At 62.4% G+C, this 17,979-nt stretch carries 15 protein-coding genes; 13 read left to right on the top strand and 2 right to left on the bottom strand.

What is annotated here, in order from left to right; all coding sequences use genetic code 11:
• Positions 1–10: 10 nt before the first annotated feature.
• Together cobO and AMM33_RS05920 are read left to right on the top strand one after the other, a co-directional pair.
• Positions 11–580, top strand: a complete 570-nt coding sequence (gene cobO, locus AMM33_RS05925) for a cob(I)yrinic acid a,c-diamide adenosyltransferase (protein ID WP_090139470.1) — start codon at positions 11–13, stop codon at positions 578–580.
• A 9-nt stretch (positions 581–589) separates the two neighbouring features.
• A complete protein-coding gene (locus tag AMM33_RS05920; RefSeq protein WP_090139468.1) occupies positions 590–2,029 on the top strand; it encodes a cobyric acid synthase in 1,440 nt (479 codons plus the stop codon).
• Between the two features lie 34 nt (positions 2,030–2,063).
• Here AMM33_RS05920 and AMM33_RS05915 read toward each other — a convergent pair whose 3' ends face one another.
• The gene (locus AMM33_RS05915) at positions 2,064–3,260 is read right to left on the bottom strand and encodes an amidohydrolase family protein (protein WP_090139466.1); all 1,197 of its coding nucleotides are present in this window, start codon (positions 3,258–3,260) and stop codon (positions 2,064–2,066) included.
• Positions 3,261–3,273: 13 nt separating this feature from the next.
• On the bottom strand, positions 3,274–3,975 hold the full coding sequence (locus AMM33_RS05910; RefSeq protein WP_090139464.1) for a TetR/AcrR family transcriptional regulator: 702 nt from the start codon (positions 3,973–3,975) through the stop codon (positions 3,274–3,276).
• A gap of 286 nt (positions 3,976–4,261) precedes the next feature.
• Between AMM33_RS05910 and AMM33_RS05905 the strand changes: the two genes are divergently transcribed.
• The 11 genes from AMM33_RS05905 to AMM33_RS05855 all read left to right on the top strand — a co-directional run bounded on the left by AMM33_RS05905 (position 4,262) and on the right by AMM33_RS05855 (position 17,819).
• On the top strand, positions 4,262–5,851 hold the full coding sequence (locus AMM33_RS05905) for a 6-hydroxynicotinate reductase (RefSeq protein WP_090139462.1): 1,590 nt from the start codon (positions 4,262–4,264) through the stop codon (positions 5,849–5,851).
• Positions 5,852–5,861: 10 nt separating this feature from the next.
• The gene (locus AMM33_RS05900) at positions 5,862–6,797 is read left to right on the top strand and encodes a UPF0280 family protein (protein ID WP_090139460.1); all 936 of its coding nucleotides are present in this window, start codon (positions 5,862–5,864) and stop codon (positions 6,795–6,797) included.
• Positions 6,798–6,823: 26 nt separating this feature from the next.
• Positions 6,824–7,468 (top strand): amino acid synthesis family protein, encoded by a 645-nt coding sequence (locus AMM33_RS05895; protein WP_090139578.1) that lies wholly within the window; start codon positions 6,824–6,826, stop codon positions 7,466–7,468.
• Positions 7,469–7,508: 40 nt separating this feature from the next.
• A complete protein-coding gene (locus tag AMM33_RS05890; protein ID WP_090139458.1) occupies positions 7,509–8,093 on the top strand; it encodes an amino acid synthesis family protein in 585 nt (194 codons plus the stop codon).
• 54 nt (positions 8,094–8,147) lie between these two features.
• Positions 8,148–9,353, top strand: a complete 1,206-nt coding sequence (locus tag AMM33_RS05885; RefSeq protein ID WP_090139457.1) for an ABC transporter substrate-binding protein — start codon at positions 8,148–8,150, stop codon at positions 9,351–9,353.
• Between the two features lie 90 nt (positions 9,354–9,443).
• Positions 9,444–11,366, top strand: coding sequence for an ABC transporter permease (locus tag AMM33_RS05880; RefSeq protein WP_090139454.1), 1,923 nt, complete (start codon positions 9,444–9,446; stop codon positions 11,364–11,366).
• On the top strand, positions 11,363–12,133 hold the full coding sequence (locus AMM33_RS05875) for an ABC transporter ATP-binding protein (protein ID WP_090139452.1): 771 nt from the start codon (positions 11,363–11,365) through the stop codon (positions 12,131–12,133). Before AMM33_RS05880 ends, AMM33_RS05875 begins: the two co-directional genes overlap by 4 nt.
• A complete protein-coding gene (locus AMM33_RS05870; protein ID WP_090139450.1) occupies positions 12,130–12,864 on the top strand; it encodes an ABC transporter ATP-binding protein in 735 nt (244 codons plus the stop codon). Before AMM33_RS05875 ends, AMM33_RS05870 begins: the two co-directional genes overlap by 4 nt.
• 36 nt (positions 12,865–12,900) lie before the next feature.
• Positions 12,901–13,623: a bifunctional nicotinamidase/pyrazinamidase gene (gene pncA, locus AMM33_RS05865; protein ID WP_090139447.1), complete on the top strand. Its 723-nt coding sequence runs from the start codon at positions 12,901–12,903 to the stop codon at positions 13,621–13,623.
• A 12-nt stretch (positions 13,624–13,635) separates the two neighbouring features.
• The gene (locus AMM33_RS05860) at positions 13,636–14,130 is read left to right on the top strand and encodes a (2Fe-2S)-binding protein (protein ID WP_090139445.1); all 495 of its coding nucleotides are present in this window, start codon (positions 13,636–13,638) and stop codon (positions 14,128–14,130) included.
• Positions 14,127–17,819, top strand: coding sequence for a molybdopterin cofactor-binding domain-containing protein (locus AMM33_RS05855; protein ID WP_090139442.1), 3,693 nt, complete (start codon positions 14,127–14,129; stop codon positions 17,817–17,819). Before AMM33_RS05860 ends, AMM33_RS05855 begins: the two co-directional genes overlap by 4 nt.
• Positions 17,820–17,979: the final 160 nt, after the last annotated feature.

Genomic DNA, 17,979 nt, shown 5'->3' with positions numbered 1-17,979 from the left:
ATTGGACACCATGCAAATCGAACCCGTACCCACCGAGCGCCGCAAACCTGTCGATGTGGCCGAGCGTCGAGGACTCGTCATCATCCACACCGGTGACGGCAAAGGCAAAAGCACCGCGGCTTTTGGATTGGCGATCCGGGCGCATGGACGAGGCAAGGCCGTCAAGATTTTTCAATTCATGAAAGTGCCCAGCGCTCGTTTTGGCGAGCACCGTTTGTTTGAACAAATCGGTTTGCCCATTGAGGGGCTGGGTGACGGCTTCAGCTGGAAAAGCCGTGATCTGGAGCACTCTGCGCAACTGGCTCTTGAGGGTTGGCAAAAATCCAAAACCGCCATTCTGGGAGGCGAGTTGTTTCTGGTCGTGCTGGATGAACTGACCTATCCTTTGCGCTACGGTTGGGTGCCGCTGCAAGATGTGATGGACGCCTTGAATACACGGCCCAGCCATGTGCATGTGTGCATCACGGGAAGGCGCTGTCCGCAAGAGCTGATCAATCAGGCCGACACCGTGACTGAAATGGTCAAGATCAAACACGCCTATGAGCAAGGCATCCCCGCACAGCGCGGCATTGAAGACTGAAGGACCGCAATGAGCGCACGTTGCATCATGGTGCTGGGCACGTCCAGCGGCGCTGGCAAGAGCTGGCTGACCACGGCGCTGTGCCGCCATTACGCCCGCCAGGGGCTCAAGGTGGCCCCCTTCAAGGCTCAGAACATGAGCAACAACGCCCGCGTGGTGGCCAGTACCAACGGGGTGGGCGAGATCGGCAGCGCCCAATACTTTCAGGCACTGGCCGCCCAAGCTGAGCCTGATGTGCGCATGAACCCGCTGCTGCTCAAACCCGAAGCCGACACGCACAGCCAAGTGGTGTTGCTTGGTCAGGTGAGTCAAGCCTTGAGTGACACGCCCTGGCGCGGTCGCAGCGAAAAAGTCTGGCCCCAGATTGCTGCCGCACTTGACGAGCTGATCGCCGAAAACGACGTGGTCGTGATCGAAGGGGCAGGCTCGCCCGCCGAGATCAACCTCATGGCCAGTGACATCGTCAACCTGCGCGTGGCACGGCATGCGCAGGCCCAATGTCTGCTCGTGACCGACATCGACAAAGGCGGCGCCTTTGCCCACTTGTATGGCACCTGGGCCTTGCTGTCGCCTGAAGACCAGCAGCGCATCAAAGGTTTTGTGCTCAACAAGTTCCGGGGGGATGCCAGCTTGCTGGCCCCCGCGCCCGAGATGCTGCAAGCCTTGACCGGCGTGCCCACGGTGGCGGTGCTGCCCATGTGGTGGCAGCACGGTTTGCCCGAAGAAGATGGCGTTTTTGATCACCGCAGCCGCGCCACTGGCGCAGTCACCCAAACCGTGGCGGTGATTGCTTATCCCCGCATCAGCAATCTGGATGAGTTTCAGCCGCTCAAAAACGTGTCCGGTGTGCGCCTGCTTTGGGCACGCAGCCCGGCCGATCTGGCGGGCTTGCAAGCCCATGACTGGGTGATTCTGCCCGGCAGCAAACACACCAGCAGTGACCTGGCTTGGCTGCGAGAACACGGGCTGGATGCGGCCATTGCCGGGCATGCACGGCAGGGTGGGGCGGTGCTGGGCATTTGTGGCGGCCTGCAAATGCTGGGCGAAGCCCTGATCGACACACATGGCATTGATGGCAATGCGCCCGGTTTGGGCTTGCTGCCTTTGGTGACCCGGTTTGCTCCGGTGAAAACCGTGACGAAAACGCAGGCCCGCTTCGGGCAGTTACGTGGCGCGTGGTCGGCTTTGAGTGGCGTGGAGGTGTCGGGCTACGAAATACATCAAGGCCAGACGCAGGTCCACAGGGACATGTTGGCGGCAGGTGCAGCGCTGCACGAAGTCATGCCAGGTCTGGCCTGGCAAAGTGGCGACGGACAGGTGTTGGGCACTTACCTGCATGGCCTGTTCGAGTGCCCGGCGGTGCTGCAAGCCTTGTTTGGCGTGCAGGTACCCACGCTCGAGACGGTGTTGGACGGGCTGGCTGATTTCATTGCGCAACACATCCCTTAGGACGTGTTGCGCCAACTGCTGGCGCCAGTCCCTGTCAGTGACCGCTGATGACCACAGGAATCTCTGTGGCTGGAGGCGTGTTGCGGCTGCGTCCACAGCGCACGATGCCGTCGATCATGACCATGCCAATGCCTGGAATGTCGCCCAGCTGTACGCTTTCCAGCAGCGTCTTGCCCGCCGTGTGCTGCGCGCGGTCCATGAAGACGAAATCGGCGGCCCGCCCGACTTCGATCAGGCCGCAGTTGAGCTTGCGGATGCGTGCCGTGTTGCCGGTGGCAAAACAAAACACCAGCTCGGCAGGGATGTTGGCCAGGCTCGATAGCAGCGACACCATGCGCAGCATGCCCAGCGGCTGCACGCCAGAGCCCGCCGGGCCATCGGTGCCCAAAATGATGCGGTGCGGGCATTTGAGTTCAAGCGCAGCCCTTGCTGCTGCAATCGCCACCCGTTCATTGCCGTTGTGCACGATTTCGATGGCGCGCGAAGATTTTTCGCACAACTCACAGACGTGGGCTTCGGGCAGCGAAGTGTGTCCGCCGTTGATGTGGCCAATGACGTCGGCGTCAGCTTCGAGCACCACATCCTTGTCGATCATGCCCGAGCCCGGAATGGAGGGGCCACCTGTGTGGATCGTGCTCTGGATGCCATGCTTGCGCGCCCAGGCCACCATTTGTTGGGCCTCATACCCGGCCTTGACGGAACCCAAGCCCACCTCGCCCAGCAGCGTCACGCCCGCATCGGCCATGTCCTTGAAGTCTTGCTCGGTCATGCCTTTTTCGATGATGGGGGCACCCGCAATCACCTTCACACCACCGGGGCGGAAGTTATCAAAAGCGCGCTGCGCCGTGATGGCCAGCGCTTTGAGGCCCACGATGTCTTTGGGGCGGCCTGGCAGATGCACTTCACCGGCTGATACCATGGTGGTCACCCCACCGTTCATGGTCGAGTCGATCCAGCCGATCTGGTTTTGACGCGGTGTCCAGTCGCCAAACACCGGGTGCACATGGCTGTCGATCAGGCCGGGGCAAACGCAGGTCTGACGAGCGTCGATCACGGTTTGAGCGCCTTCCAGATCGCAATCTTTTTCGCGGCCCACGGCGGTGATCAGTCCGTCGTGGATGACGAGGGTGTCGGCCTGCAAGATAGGCTGGTCCAGGTCGCCCGAAAGCAGCAGGCCGATGTTCTTGATGACGACTTTGCCGGATGCACCGGAAGTGCTGATGTCTGCCATGGGAAGGGTCTCCTTATTGTGGGGATGAAAGGGGTGGGTTGACCACACGAAACACGGTGTCGATGACAAAGGCTTTCCACTGCGCCACGGCCTGCGGGGCGTCGATGTTTTCGCCCAGAAAAGCGGACAGCGTGTGGCGGTTGGACATGTAGAAATAGCCGGTGGCGGCAATCAGCAGGTAGACATCGCGGGCCGATACATCCTGGCGGAACAGACCTTGCGACACACCTGCGCGCAAGATGTCGCCAATGACGGCAATGGCCGGAGAAGAGTATTCCCGGGCGCGCAGGGACTTGACGATGTGTTTGCCTTTGTGCAGGTTTTCGGTGTTGAGCAGGGTGACAAATTCCGGATGTGCCCGGTAATAGTCGAGCACAAAATGAACCACCTGTTCCAGTGCGGCCCTGGGCTGGTTCACATCAAGCGCCAATTTCGCCTCGGCATCGTTCATGCGCCGATAAATCGTCTCCAGCACTTCGATGAACAAGCCTTCCTTGCTGCCGAAGTAGTAATAAATCATGCGGTCATAAGACTTGGCCTGTTGCGAAATTTTTTCAACACTGCCGCCGTCATACCCATGCTTGGCAAACACCTTGATCGCTGCCCGCAAAATGCTCTCGCGCGTTTGTTGGGCAGCGTGTTCACGCACCCCCACGGCGCGGCGTACACCAGCTTTGGTTGGCGCTGTTTTGGCTGGGCGTGCAGTGCTCACCATGGAGGAGTCATGGGTGGATGAATGACAAAGGTCTGTGACCACAGGGCGCTTGTCACGCGCTCTTCATGAATTGCGCTCATGATCCATTCACGTCGGGTTGACTGCCATGCACGCGTTTCAGACAAGAGCATGGCAGCATGGGAAAAACACGGTTGCACAGCAAAACGGGATGCGCTATATTGATTTTCAATGTAGCAGACGCAACATTTTTGTGTGGTGAATGCTACACAGATTAAAACCGCCGTGCAAGCGCGTGCGACGACTATTTTGGGACACGGAATCCTGGATGACTGAACACTCCAAAACCGATGGATTACCCGGCATGCAGGCCCCTGCGATGCCACAGGTTCTTGAGCGCGCCAAGCCACGCAACGACCGTATGAGTGACGCCAAAATCGAATGCAATGCTTGCCCGGTGTTGTGTCAGATCTCCGAGGGGCGGCTGGGGGCTTGTGACCGCTATGCCAACCGCGACGGGCAACTGCTGCGCGTGGACCCGGTGGTTTTTTTGCGCCGCACGCTGGAACAAGATGAACCCCGCTTGGTGCCTTTCGCGGTCGGCGATGCCCAAGCACCGCAGTGGAATGGTGATGTGCTGGGCACCGATCAGGTCTTTGTCACGGGCGTGGGTTCATCCACCACCTATCCCGACTACAAACCGGCGCCTTTCATCGTGTCTTCTCAGGTGGATGGCGTGGACATGGTGACTGTGGTCACCGAGGGCATCTTCAGTTATTGCAGCTTCAAGGTGAAGATCGACACCGACCGTTTTCTGGGGGCCGAGCAAGCCAACGTGCGCATGAAGGGCGAGGTGGTGGGGCATGTCACCACCGCCGAATATGGCTCTCAAATGTTGTCACTGGGTGGGGTGCATCACTTGACCGGTGGCAGCAAAAAAGAAGGCCGCGTCACCGTGGAGATGATGGAGGCCCTGGGCAACAAGCAGGCGGTTGAGCTGACCATTGATGGCGGCGCGCAACTGGTGATCCAGGCCGGGCGTGCCCCCATTGTCAATGGCGTGCAGGAGCAACGCATGCGTGTGGGCTGCGGTTCTGCGGTGGTGGGTATTTTTGCCCGGCAGTTTTTGGGTTTGGCCGACGAGGTGGTGGTGCTCGATGACCACATCACCGGTGTGCTGACCGAGCACCAGGCCGGCCGATGTCTGGACATGAAGCCCTCGGGCATTGACATGCGGGGGCGCAAATCGACGCCAGGGCGGTATTTTCAGGTGGCCAATCCGGGCAATGGCTGGGGCGGCACCGACATTGCCGATCCTTTGTCCATCATTGAAGGCTGGGACGCGCAGGTGGCCTGGCCGGGCTTGCGCCTGCTCATGACATCGACCACCGGCGAGCATGCCGCCTGGTATGTACTCAACGAGCAATTGCAGCCTACGCCCCAAGACATGCCCGCAGCGGTGCGGGCCATTGTGGAGCGCATTGGCGAGAACTGCGAGCCTTCGCTGTGCAGCGTGATGTTTCTGGCCGGTGCGGGCGGCAGCTTGAGGGCCGGCGTCACTGAAAACCCGGTCTTGCTCACCCGTGCCATCAAGCAGGCATTGGTCAATGTGACGTGTGGCGGTGCACCCGCATTTGTCTGGCCCGGTGGGGGTATCACCGTCATGTCCGATGTGCTGCGCATGCCCGAGCGCAGCTTTGGCACCGTGCCCACGCCCGCCATCATTGCCCCGATTGAATTCAGCATGCGCTTGTCCGAGTACCAGGCACTGGGCGGGCACATGGCGTATGTGCGGTCTTTGCAAGAGGTCTTGAGTCAGGGCGCCTGGCACAAGGAAGGCGCACCCACAGCGCTGCAGTGGCAGCCCCAGCCTGACGCCAACCCCTGGCCGCTCGGGCAAGCCCCGATGCTCGGATGAGGTGCCCAAAATGAGTGCGTCCCGTCACCGTTTGCCCGATGGCCGCTGGCACTTCCAGCATGGCCCCATGGACATCGTGATCGGCGCTGATCCGGACGTCGGGGCGGGTGCCCAATCGGCGGTGGACTGCGCGCATGAGGCTGCCTGGGCGCGCTTTGTGCCCTTGTTGGCGCAGTTGATGCATGAGTGGCCGGTGTTGCGTCTGCCGGTGCAGCCGGGTGCGGTCTGTCCCTTGCAAGGCGAAGTGGCGCGATGCATGTGGCAAGCGTGCGCACCCTGGGCTGCGCAAACTTTCATCACGCCCATGGCGGCGGTGGCTGGCAGTGTGGCGCAAGCCTTGCTGGCCTGCTATGCCCGTGCCGGGGTGGCGCGGGCCTGGGTGAACAACGGCGGCGACATTGCGCTGCACCTGACGCCCGGTCACTCGGTGCGGGTGGGCTTGTATGCTGACCTGGCGCGCTTGCAAGCACACGAGTTGATGCAGGGCCTGAAGCTCGATGGTGCTTTCGAGATTGCCCACCCCATGCCGGTGCGCGGTGTGGCCACCAGTGGCTGGCGTGGGCGCAGTTTTTCACTGGGCATTGCCGACAGCGTGACGGTGCTGGCCGCAACAGCGGCGCAGGCCGATGCCGCCGCCAGCATCATTGCCAATGCGGTGAATGTGGCGCACCCGGCCATCGTGCGCCAGCCCGCCAACAGCTTGCGCGATCACACCGATCTGGGCGATTTGGCGGTGACGGTGGATGTGCCCGCCTTGCCTGCCGAGTGGGTGCAAGAGGCCCTGCAAGCGGGGTGGCAACGTGCGCGAGAATGTCAGGAGCGGGGATTGATCGAGGCCGCGGCGCTGGTGTGCCAGGGTCAGTCCTTGCTGCTGCCGATGGCCTTTGTGGCTGACCCTGACCTTGACCCCTTATGCTGTCCAGACCCCGTGGGGGTTTTGGCCTGAAAAATGCTGATGCTGATGGTGATGAAATGATTGAAATACGACGCGTGTTCACCCAGGTGGAAGAGATCTTCCATGAGTTCGGTCCTGCACCGGCCCAGCCGCTGCTGCGCGGGGCCATTGGCGCCGTGCTGACCAACCCCTATGCCGGACGCTACGAGCCCAACATCCTGCCCATGATGGATGCCTTGCAGGACGTGGGCATTGACATGGCGCGCCAGATGCTCAGTGCCATGGCGGTGCCCGCCGAGCGCATTGCCACTTACGGCAAGGGCGCGATTGTGGGCGAGTTCGGTGAACTGGAGCACGGAGCGCTGTGGCATGTGCCGGGAGGCTATGCCATGCGTGAATTACTTGGCTGGAAGGGCGACCGCGCCGCTTACAAGGCAGGCAAGGTCGATGAAAAACCCACAGGTCAGCCAGGCAATGCCTTGGCCATCGTGCCTTCGACCAAAAAAGTCGGCCCACCCGGTGCCACGCTGGATGTACCGTTGACCAACATCAACGCCTCTTATGTGCGCGGCCAGTTTGACGCCATCGAAGTGCGTGTGCCCGGTGCGCCGCTGCCCGACGAGATCGTCTTCATCCTGGCCATGAGCACCGGCTACCGCATCCATGATCGCGTGGGTGGTTTGCGTGCCGAAGACATCAGCCAGTGGAACGGCTTGCGCTGATTCCACACGTTCATCACAACCCCTCAAGGAGACGTCTTCGATGACCGCACACATCCGAAAAATCATTGTTCAAGTGGACGAGACACGCCTGGAAATGGGCCGTGCCGTCGAACCCCCGACACGCCGCGCCCTGGCCATGGCCGTGATCGCCAACCCCTATGCGGGCCGTTACAGCGAAAACCTGGACGAGCTGATCGCCATCGGGGAAGAACTCGGTGCCCTGTTGGGCCAAAAATGCGTGCAGGCTTTGGGCATTGCGCCCGGCCAGGCCCAAAGCTATGGCAAAGCCGCCATCGTGGGCGAGTCAGGTGAGCTGGAACACGCAGCCGCCATCTTGCACCCCAAGCTCGGCGCCCCGCTGCGTGCGGCGGTTGAAAAAGGCGCAGCCTTGGTGCCTTCGGCCAAAAAACGCGGCGGCATGGGCACCGCCATCGATGTGCCGCTGGGCCACAAGGATGCGGCTTTTGTGCGCAGCCATTTCGACGCCATGGAGGCGCGTGTGAGCGACGCCCCGCGTGCGCAGGAAATCGTGGTCGCCGTCGTGGTCACCGACAGTGGCCGTCCGCTGCCGCGCATCGGCGGCTTGCAAGTGCATGAAATTCAAGGTCAAGACGGTTTGCGCTGAACGGCCAACCCTTTGTTTCGCGTTCGTTTTTTAACCCACCTCAGGAGATCTTTCATGAAAGCAGTCAATCCTTTGCGCCGCGCCGTGGCGCTGGCGGCCCTTGCCTGGGTTGCCATGCCCGCGCAGGCCCAAAACACCTTCAAGATCGGGGAACTCAACAGCTACAAAGCCCAACCCGCTTTCCTGGAGCCCTATAAAAAAGGCATGGAGCTGGCCATTGACGAGATCAACGCCAGCGGTGGCGTGATGGGCAAGAAGTTCGAGCTGGTCACGCGTGACGACAACGCCAACCCCGGGGATGCCGTGCGGGTGGCCGAAGAGTTGATCTCGCGTGAAAAAATCGACGTGCTCACGGGCACCTTCTTGTCCAACACGGGTTTGGCCGTGGCCGACTTTGCCAAGCAGAAAAAAGCTTTTTTCCTGGCTGGTGAGCCCTTGACCGACAAGCTCACCTGGCAGGGCGGCAATGCCTACACTTTCCGTTTGCGCCCCGGCACCTACATGCAGGCGGCCATGCTGGTGCCTGAGGCGGTTAAGCTCAAGAAAAAGCGCTGGGCCGTGGTCTACCCCAACTATGAATATGGCCAGTCTGCCGCTGCCGCATTCAAGACCTTGCTCAAGGCCGCCCAGCCCGATGTGGAGTTTGTGGCCGAGCAGGCACCACCGCTTGGCAAGCTCGACGCGGGCAGCGTGGTGCAGGCCCTGGCCGATGCCAAGCCTGATGCGATCTACAACGTGCTCTTTGGTGCGGATCTGTCCAAGTTTGTGCGCGAGGGCAACACCCGTGGTTTGTTCCAGGGCCGTGAAGTCGTCAGCATGCTGACCGGTGAGCCCGAGTACTTGGACCCGCTCAAGGACGAAACGCCCAATGGCTGGATCGTGACCGGCTACCCCTGGAACAACCACAACACCAAAGAACACAACGCCTTCTTGCAGGCTTATCAGGCCAAGTTCAAGGACTACCCTCGTTTGGGTTCCGTGGTGGGTTACGCCATGATCAAGTCGGTGGCCGCCGGTGTGGCCAAGGCCCAGAGCGCCGATTCTGAAAAACTGCGCGTGGCTTTCCGTGGCCTGCAGGTGGACACACCGTTTGGCAAGATCACCTACCGCGCTGAAGACCACCAGTCCACCATGGGCGCTTTTGTGGGGCGCACCAAGAACGAAGGCGGTAAAGGCGTGATGGTGGATGCGCGTTACCTGGACGGTGCGCAGTTCCAGCCCTCGGCTGCCGATGTCAAGAAGTCGCGCAACGCCGATTGATTGATTGGATTCACGCTTGAGTGATGGACATCCCTTGGGGCCGTGCCCCATGGGATGCCACGACCGGGCCTTTCTTGAAATGATTCCCTCATGAGCTTTTCCGGATTTCTCGTTCAACTCCTCAATGGACTGGCCGCAGCGTCCTCGCTGTTTTTTGTGGCGGCGGGGCTGTCACTGATTTTTGGCGTGACACGCATTGTGAATTTTGCGCATGGCTCGTTTTTTATGGCGGGCATCTACATCGCTTACAGCGTGGTGGAGCGCTTTGCGAGCAGCATCGGGTTTTGGCCTTCGCTGGTCGTGGCCGCCCTGGCCGTCGGGGTGCTGGGGGCGGTCATCGAGATGCTGCTTTTGCGCCGCATTTACAAGGCCCCCGAGTTGTTCCAATTGCTGGCCACATTTGCCCTGGTGCTGGTGCTCAAGGATGCGGTGCTGTGGCTGTGGGGCCCTGAAGAGCTGTTGGGGCCACGCGCGCCAGGCCTGGCCGGTTCGGTCTCCATTTTGGGTCGGCAGTTTCCCATGTACGACCTGTTTTTGATTGTGGCGGGGCCGGTGGTGCTGGCGCTGCTGTGGTTGCTGCTCACGCGCACCCGCTTTGGCACCTTGGTGCGGGCGGCCACGCAAGACCGTGAAATGGTCAGTGCCTTGGGCGTGAACCAGGCCTGGTTGTTCACCACCGTGTTTGCCCTGGGCGCCTTGCTGGCCGGTCTGGGCGGTGCCTTGCAGTTGCCCCGTGAACCGGCCAATCTGGAGATGGATCTGAACATCATCGGCGCGGCCTTTGTCGTGGTGGTAGTGGGGGGCATGGGCTCGATCCCCGGTGCCTATCTGGCGGCCTTGCTGATTGCCGAAGTCAAGGCCGTGTGCATCTGGCTGGGCGTGGTCGATGTGTTCGGGGTGTCCGTGTCCTTTTCCAAGCTCACTTTGGTGGTGGACTTTTTGGTCATGGCGGTGGTGCTGGTGTGGCGGCCCTGGGGGTTGCTGGGTAGGCCGCAGGCACCCAGCCGCTATGTGGGCATGCGTGAAGAGCCTTTGCGCTCCGCCAGCAAGGCCTACCTGGTGGCCGCTGCCGTCTTTGGTCTGGTGATGGTGGCCATGCCGCTGCTCACGGCCAGCTCGCCCTACACCACGGTGCTGCTGATTGATTTGCTGATTGCCGCTCTGTTTGCCGCCAGCTTGCACTTCATCATGGGGCCTGCGGGCATGCATTCTTTCGGGCATGCGGCTTACTTCGGGCTGGGGGCTTACGGCGCGGCACTGCTGGTGCGTGCTTTAGGCTTGTCCATGGAGGTGGCGCTGCTGGTGGCACCGCTGGTGGCGGCCTTCGGCGCTTTGATCTTTGGCTGGTTTGCCGTGCGTCTGTCAGGTGTTTACCTGGCCATGCTCACGCTGGCTTTTGCACAGATCACCTGGGCCATCACCTTCCAGTGGGACAGTTTCACCGGTGGCAGCAATGGCTTGACGGGCGTATGGCCTTCCGAGTTGTTCAGCGACAAGCGCTTTTACTACTGGCTCACTTTGGGCCTGGTGGTTGCGGGTGTGCTCTGGCTGCGCCGTGTTTTGTTCTCGCCTTTTGGCTATGCCTTGCGCGCTGGGCGTGATTCTGAATTGAGGGCTGATGCCATTGGCATCAACGTCAAATACATGCAGTGGCAGGCCTTCATTCTGGCAGGCGGTGTGGCTGGTCTAGCGGGGGCGCTGTATGCCTTTTCAAAGGGCAGCATCTCGCCCGAATCCCTGAGCGTGGGCAAGTCGGTGGATGGTCTGGTCATGGTCTTGCTGGGGGGTATCCAGACCCTGGCAGGGCCGGTGGTTGGCGCTTTCACCTTCACCTGGTTGCATGACGTGGTGGCGCGCAACACCGATTATTGGCGCGCCATGCTGGGCACCGTCATCCTGATTTTGGTGTTGTTGTTCCCCCAAGGCATCGCCGGTTCGGTGCAAGGGCTGTGGGAGCGTTGGCGGTCCAGATCGTTGGCCACATCTTCGACTGCAGGGGGGGCTGCATCATGAGCACCCCTTTGCTGCAAGTGAACAATCTGGGCAAGTCCTTTGGCGGCGTCAAGGCCGTGGACGGCATCAGCTTTGAACTGGCTCCGGGCGAGTTGCTGGCCTTGATTGGTCCCAACGGGGCCGGCAAGACCACCACCTTCAACATGGTCAACGGCCAGCTGCGCGCCGACCAGGGCTCCATCCTGCTCCAGGGCCAAGAGCTGTTGGGCCGAAAGCCGCGCGACATCTGGCGTCAGGGCGTGGGGCGGACCTTTCAGATTGCTGAAACCTTCGCCTCGCTCACGGTGGTGGAAAACGTGCAGATGGCCTTGCTCTCGCACGATGACCTGCTGTTGTCCATGTGGCGTCGTGCTGCGAACCATCGCCGTGACGACGCACTGGCCTTGCTCGATCAGGTGGGCATGAAAGCACAGGCCGACCGGCCTTGCAATGTGCTCGCCTATGGCGATGTCAAACGGGTCGAGTTGGCGGTGGCCATGGCCAACAGCCCCAAGCTGTTGTTGATGGACGAGCCCACCGCAGGCATGGCGCCCAAAGAGCGCAACGAACTCATGGCCTTGACCAAAGACCTGGTCATCCAGCGCGGCATGGCGGTGTTGTTCACCGAGCACAGCATGGACGTGGTGTTTGCCTATGCCGATCGCATGATCGTGCTGGCCCGGGGCCGCTTGATTGCCGAAGGCAAACCCCTGGAAATTCGCGACCACCCCAAGGTGCAGGAAGTCTATTTTGGCACCGGCAAGACATTTGAAAAGAGCAAGGCATGAGCACTTCAGACATTCTGCTCGACGCCAAAGGCCTGGCCGCCTGGTATGGCGCAGCGCAAATCTTGTACGACGTGGACCTGCAAGTCAGGCGCGGTGAGGTGGTGGCGCTCATGGGGCGCAATGGCGCGGGCAAATCCACCACGCTCAAGGCCTTGATCGGCATGCTCGCGCGCAGACGCGGTCAGATCACGTTCATGGGGCATGACCTCTCGCGCAGCGAACCCCATCATGCCGCCCGCCTGGGCTTGGGCTTTGTGCCGGAAGACCGCCGGGTGTTCACAGACCTCACCGTCATGGAAAACCTGGAAGTGGGCCGTCAGCGCGTGCGCCAGTGGCCCGATGGCACGGTTGCCCCGCACTGGACGCCCGAGCGCCTGTTTGAGCTTTTCCCCAACCTGGGCGAAATGCCCCAGCGCCCCGGCGGACGCATGAGCGGTGGCGAGCAGCAAATGCTCACCGTGGCCCGCACGCTCATGGGCAATCCGTTTCTGGTGCTGCTGGACGAGCCTTCTGAAGGTGTGGCACCGGTGATTGTGGAGCAAATGGTGCAGATGATTCTGGCGCTCAAGGCCCAGGGCGTGAGCATCTTGCTGTCCGAGCAAAACATGCACTTCGCCGAACTGGTGTCTGACCGGGCCTATGTGCTCGAAAAAGGACAGATCCGCTACCAGGCCAGCATGCAGGAATTGGCCGCCAATGAAGAGGTCCGGCGCTCGTATTTGAGCGTGTGAACCCGGACTTATGGTTTTTTCAACCAGGAGTAGCCAATGAGCACTTATGCACGCAGACAATTCCTCCAAACCTCCGCAGCCCTTTTCGGGGCGGCCGCCTTGCCTCAGGCTTGGGCGCAAGGCGCCATCCGCCCGAATGAGCGCTCTGCGCTGATCGTGGTCGATGTGCAAAACTGCTTTGTGCCGGGCGGCACCTTGCCGGTCAACAACGGTCAAGAGGTGGTGCCGGTGATCAACCGCATTGCCCCCGCTTTTGAAAACGTGGTGGTCACGCAAGACTGGCATACCCCCGGCCATGCCTCATTTGCCAGCAGCCACCCGGGCAAAAAACCCTTTGAAACCACCCAACTGAGCTACGGCCAGCAGGTGCTGTGGCCAGACCACTGCGTGCAGGGCAGCGAGGACGCTGCGGTGCACAAGGACCTCAAGGTTCCTCAGGCGCAGGTGATTTTGCGCAAGGGCTTTCACAAGCATGTGGACAGCTACTCTGCGTTTGAAGAGGCCGACCGCAAGACGGCCACGGGCTTGGCGGGTTACCTGAAACAGCGCGGCATACGCACGGTGTTTGTGACCGGCCTGGCGACTGATTTTTGTGTGGCCTGGACTGCGCTCGATGCCAAGCGTCTGGGTTTTGAGACCTATGTGATCGAAGACGCCTGCCGAGGCATTGACCTCAACGGGTCGGTCGCCGCCGCCTGGAAGCAGATGAAAGCCAAGGGGGTCAAACGCATTCAGTCCAGCGATCTGGCACTGGGCTGATCCGGTCAGTGCATGCGTGACGCCTATTCCTTGCAGGTCAACGAGGCATGGCATGCAGTGCCAGAGTCGGCTGCTCGTGCCACCTTGCTGCAGGTGCTGCGCAATGACTTGCAGCTCAATGGCCCCAAGTACGGCTGCGGGCTGGGCGAGTGCGGCGCTTGCACCGTGTGGGTGGACGGGGTGGCGGCCAGGGCCTGCGTGATTCCTGCGCATGGGGTGGCTGGACGCAGCATCACCACGCTGGAAGGCTTGCCCGCATTGCACGGGCAGGCGGGCACCTTGCACCCTGTGCAGCAAGCCTTTGTCGACGCGCAGGCCGCGCAGTGTGGTTATTGCCTCAATGGCATGGTCATGATGGCGGCGGCTTTGCTGGCCCGAAACCCCAAGCCGAGTGAGGCCGATGTGCGCAGAGAGTTGTCGGGTAATTTGTGCCGCTGTGGCACGCACCTCGAAATCATTCAGGCGGTGCTGCTGGCCGCCGAGCGCATGCGCAAGGTGCCCGCATGACCCGACGCGCCGAGAGGCCACAACGCCGCGCTGATTTTCACGCCGCTCAGGGCGTGTTGCTGATCACGCGAGAGCCGCCACCGCCTGCTCCCCCCGTCAAAGGCCAGCCCATGGCCGTGCCCGGCAACCCGGCCGAGGGGGTGGAGATTTTGCTGGCGGTGTGGGACGACGGCAGTGTCACCGCGCTCAACGGCCATGTGGACTTGGGCACGGGCATTCGCACCGCACTGTCGCAGCTGGTGGCAGAGGAGCTGGATGTGGACCTGGCCGATGTGCACATGGTGCTGGGCAGCACCACGTTGGCGCCCAACCAGGGGGCCACCATTGCCAGTGCCACGCTGCAAATCCATGCGGCGCCTTTGCGTGCGGCTGCGGCGCAGGCACGCGCCTGGCTGCTGGCCCAGGCGGCGGAACGGCTGGGCGTGGCCGAGTCGGACCTGCAGGTGCAGGGCGGGGTGGTGTCTTGCCGCAGCGATGGAGCGCGGCAGTGCCGCTATGGCGATTTGTTGCAAGGGCATGTGGCGCTCACTCTGGCGCTGGCGACACCGCTCAAAGCGGCGGACGAGCACCACATCGTGGGCCAGAGCGTGCAGCGGGTGGACATTCCGGCCAAAGTCACGGGCGAGCTGGTCTTTGTGCACGACATGCGTGTGCCCGGCATGCTGCATGGCCGCGTGGTGCGCCCGCCCTATGCTGGTGCCGACCACGGTGATTTCATTGGCAACACGCTGGAATCGGTGGACGAGTCTTCCATCGCCCATATTCCTGGTGTGCGTGCGGTGGTGGTCATCCGCGATTTTGTGGGCGTGGTCGCCGAGCGCGAAGAACAGGCCGAGCAGGCCATGCGCGAATTGCGCGTGCAATGGAAAGACTGGCCTGGCTTGCCGTCTTTAGGGAATGTCGAACAGGCCTTGCGCAACAACCCTTCCACCAAGCGGCTGCTGGTGGACGAAGGCGATGTGGATGCGGCACTGGCCAGCGCTGCGCAGCGTTTGTCACGCACCTATGTCTGGCCCTATCAGCTGCATGCTTCGATTGGCCCGTCGTGTGCCGTGGCTTTGTGGCAGGGGGAGGCGACTGAAGCTGCTGATGCGGTGGCTCAAGACCGGCCAGACCTCATTGTCTGGGCGGGCACGCAAAACCCGCATGTGCTGCGCGCCGACCTGGCCCGGCTCATGGGCCTGGCCGACACCGCCATCGATGTGGTTCGCATGGAAGCCGCCGGTTGCTACGGCCGCAATGGCGCCGACGATGTGGCCGCTGATGCCGCCTTGCTGTCCCGCGCTGTGGGCGCGCCTGTGCGGGTGCAACTCACCCGCGAGCAGGAACACGCCTGGGAACCCAAGGGGGCGGCGCAGCTGATGGATGTGCGCGGGGGGCTCAACGCCGATGGTTCGGTGGCCGCCTACGACTTTGAAACCAGCTACCCCTCCAACGGCGCGCCCACTTTGGCGCTCTTGCTCACCCGCACGGTGGAGCCTTTGGCACAGGCCTACGAAATGGGTGACCGCACCGCCCGGCCGCCCTATGACTACAGCCATTTGCGGGTCAGCGTGAACGACATGGCGCCCATCTTGCGGGCCTCCTGGCTGCGCGGCGTGTCGGCCTTGCCCAATTCGTTTGCGCATGAAAGCTACATCGACGAGCTGGCGGCGGCTGCCGGTGTGGACCCGGTCGAGTTCCGGTTGCAGTACCTCAAAGACCCGCGAGCGGCTGAACTGCTGGCCACCACCGCCGAGCGCGCAGGCTGGCAGGTCCGCACGGCGCCCCGGCAGCAAACGGTGGAGAGCAGCAAAGGTGAAGTGTTGCGGGGCCAAGGCGTGGCCTATGCACGCTATGTGCACAGCAAATGGCCGGGCTTTGGCGCCGCTTGGGCGGCCTGGGTGGCCGATGTGGAGGTCAACCGCCGCACGGGCGAGGTGCATGTCAGCCGCGTGGTGGTGGGGCACGATGCGGGCATGATGATCAACCCCGCCGGGGTCCAGCACCAGATCCACGGCAACGTGGTGCAGACCACCAGCCGGGCCTTGCACGAACAGGTGCAGACCGAGCCGCGCAAGAACACCGTGGCCACGCAGGAGTGGGGCAGCTACCCGATTTTGAATTTCCGCAATGTGCCGGTGGTCGAAGTCGTCACCATGCCGCGACAAAACGAAGCCCCTTTGGGTTCAGGGGAGTCGTCTTCGGTGCCCGGCACGGCGGCCATTGCCAACGCGATTTTTGACGCCACCGGGGTGCGTTTTCGCGAGCCGCCCTTCACCCCCGAGCGTGTGCGTGCGGCCTTGAACAGCGACGTGCCGCCAGCCCCACCTGCGCAAGCTGCCGCCCAAACCACCCCGCAAGCCGCCCCCCGCAGGGCCTGGGTGCCCGAAGGCGCGTTTTGGCCGCAGCGCGTGTCCTGGTGGGCCCAAGCGGGCGCTTTGGCGCTGGGCCTGCTGGGTACTGCGTTTGCACTTTGGGGTGGGCGTGCCGCCATCGCGCCGGTCACAGGCAAACCCGGCGCCCTCTACACCGCCGAAACGATTGAGCGCGGTCGCCAGCTGGCGGCTGCGGGTGATTGCGTGGTGTGCCACACCGCACCCGGCGGTGTGGCCAATGCGGGCGGACGCGCCATGGCCACCCCCTTTGGCACCATCTTCACCACCAACCTCACCCCCGACCCCGAACATGGCATCGGTCAGTGGTCCTTCAGTGCCTTTCAGCGGGCCATGCGCGAAGGCATCTCGCGTGACGGACGGCATCTGTACCCGGCCTTCCCCTACACCTCGTTTGCCCGCATGACGGACGACGACCTGATGGCGCTGTACGCCTACCTGATGGACCAGCCTGCCGTGGCGACGGCGCCACCCACCACCCGGTTGCACTTTCCCTTCAATCAGCGCGCCTTCATGGCGACCTGGAATGGTCTGTTTCACGATGCCCGCCCCTTTGAGCCGACCCCCACGCAGTCTGCCGAGTGGAACCGTGGCGCTTATTTGGTCAATGGCGTGGGCCACTGCGGCGCTTGCCACACGCCGCGCAACGCGCTGGGGGCAGAGCGCAGCGGCCAGGCGTTTTTGAGTGGCGCCATGGTGGACGGCTGGGAAGCCCCGGCCCTGACGGCTTTGTCGCGCGCGCCCGTGCCCTGGAGCGCCGAAGAGTTGTACCGCTACCTGCGCCATGGGCACACCGAACACCATGGCATGGCTGCTGGCCCCATGGCCCCTGTGGTGCAGCAATTGGCCCAAGTGCCTGACAGCGACATCCGAGCCATGGCCACTTACCTGGCCAGTTTCAACCCGCCAGAGACCGACAGCGCAAGTCTCGCCCGGCAGGTGGTGGCCCAAGCCGCTGAACAGCGCACCCGCTTGGTGGGCAGCGCCGGTCAGCGCCTGTTTGATGGGGCCTGCAGCGCCTGCCACCACGAAGGCGATGGCCCCAAGCTGCTGGGTGTGAACCGGCCGCTGGCGCTGAACACCAACTTGCACAGCGAACAGCCCGACAACCTGCTGCGCATCATTTTGGATGGCGTGCAAGACGTGCCCGGTCCCGAGCTTGGCTTCATGCCCGGCTTCCGGCATGCGCTCAATGACCAGCAGATTGCCGATCTGGCCCGCTACATGCGCCAGCGCTACGCCCCCGGACAGCCCGCATGGCCCGCTCTGGACAGCGCCGTGGCCCGTGTGCGCGCCACGGCCAGCGGGCATTGAAACAAGGGGGCGTTTTTTTTGGGGGGGGGAGGGTGCCCACGCTGACAAGGTCGGAGTCTTCGACCACCCACCTGCGCGATGCCGTCTCCTGTAGGTCGGCACTCGCAGAGTCCGACAAGGGACCACTGCGAAGACGAGAGTGCCCATGGCACCGATGCGC

The sequence above is a fragment of the Limnohabitans sp. DM1 genome, assembly GCF_001269385.1.
Lineage (GTDB): Bacteria > Pseudomonadota > Gammaproteobacteria > Burkholderiales > Burkholderiaceae_C > Limnohabitans_A.
This window is presented reverse-complemented; position numbering and strand designations above follow the sequence as displayed.

Bases quoted from the DNA above. Each gene is read 5' to 3' on its own strand.
- cobO (WP_090139470.1), top strand. From the start codon at position 11: ATGCAAATCGAACCCGTACCCACCGAGCGCCGCAAACCTGTCGATGTG.
- AMM33_RS05920 (WP_090139468.1), top strand. From the start codon at position 590: ATGAGCGCACGTTGCATCATGGTGCTGGGCACGTCCAGCGGCGCTGGC.
- AMM33_RS05915 (WP_090139466.1), bottom strand. From the start codon at position 3,260: ATGGCAGACATCAGCACTTCCGGTGCATCCGGCAAAGTCGTCATCAAG.
- AMM33_RS05910 (WP_090139464.1), bottom strand. From the start codon at position 3,975: ATGGTGAGCACTGCACGCCCAGCCAAAACAGCGCCAACCAAAGCTGGT.
- AMM33_RS05905 (WP_090139462.1), top strand. From the start codon at position 4,262: ATGACTGAACACTCCAAAACCGATGGATTACCCGGCATGCAGGCCCCT.
- AMM33_RS05900 (WP_090139460.1), top strand. From the start codon at position 5,862: ATGAGTGCGTCCCGTCACCGTTTGCCCGATGGCCGCTGGCACTTCCAG.
- AMM33_RS05895 (WP_090139578.1), top strand. From the start codon at position 6,824: ATGATTGAAATACGACGCGTGTTCACCCAGGTGGAAGAGATCTTCCAT.
- AMM33_RS05890 (WP_090139458.1), top strand. From the start codon at position 7,509: ATGACCGCACACATCCGAAAAATCATTGTTCAAGTGGACGAGACACGC.
- AMM33_RS05885 (WP_090139457.1), top strand. From the start codon at position 8,148: ATGAAAGCAGTCAATCCTTTGCGCCGCGCCGTGGCGCTGGCGGCCCTT.
- AMM33_RS05880 (WP_090139454.1), top strand. From the start codon at position 9,444: ATGAGCTTTTCCGGATTTCTCGTTCAACTCCTCAATGGACTGGCCGCA.
- AMM33_RS05875 (WP_090139452.1), top strand. From the start codon at position 11,363: ATGAGCACCCCTTTGCTGCAAGTGAACAATCTGGGCAAGTCCTTTGGC.
- AMM33_RS05870 (WP_090139450.1), top strand. From the start codon at position 12,130: ATGAGCACTTCAGACATTCTGCTCGACGCCAAAGGCCTGGCCGCCTGG.
- pncA (WP_090139447.1), top strand. From the start codon at position 12,901: ATGAGCACTTATGCACGCAGACAATTCCTCCAAACCTCCGCAGCCCTT.
- AMM33_RS05860 (WP_090139445.1), top strand. From the start codon at position 13,636: ATGCGTGACGCCTATTCCTTGCAGGTCAACGAGGCATGGCATGCAGTG.
- AMM33_RS05855 (WP_090139442.1), top strand. From the start codon at position 14,127: ATGACCCGACGCGCCGAGAGGCCACAACGCCGCGCTGATTTTCACGCC.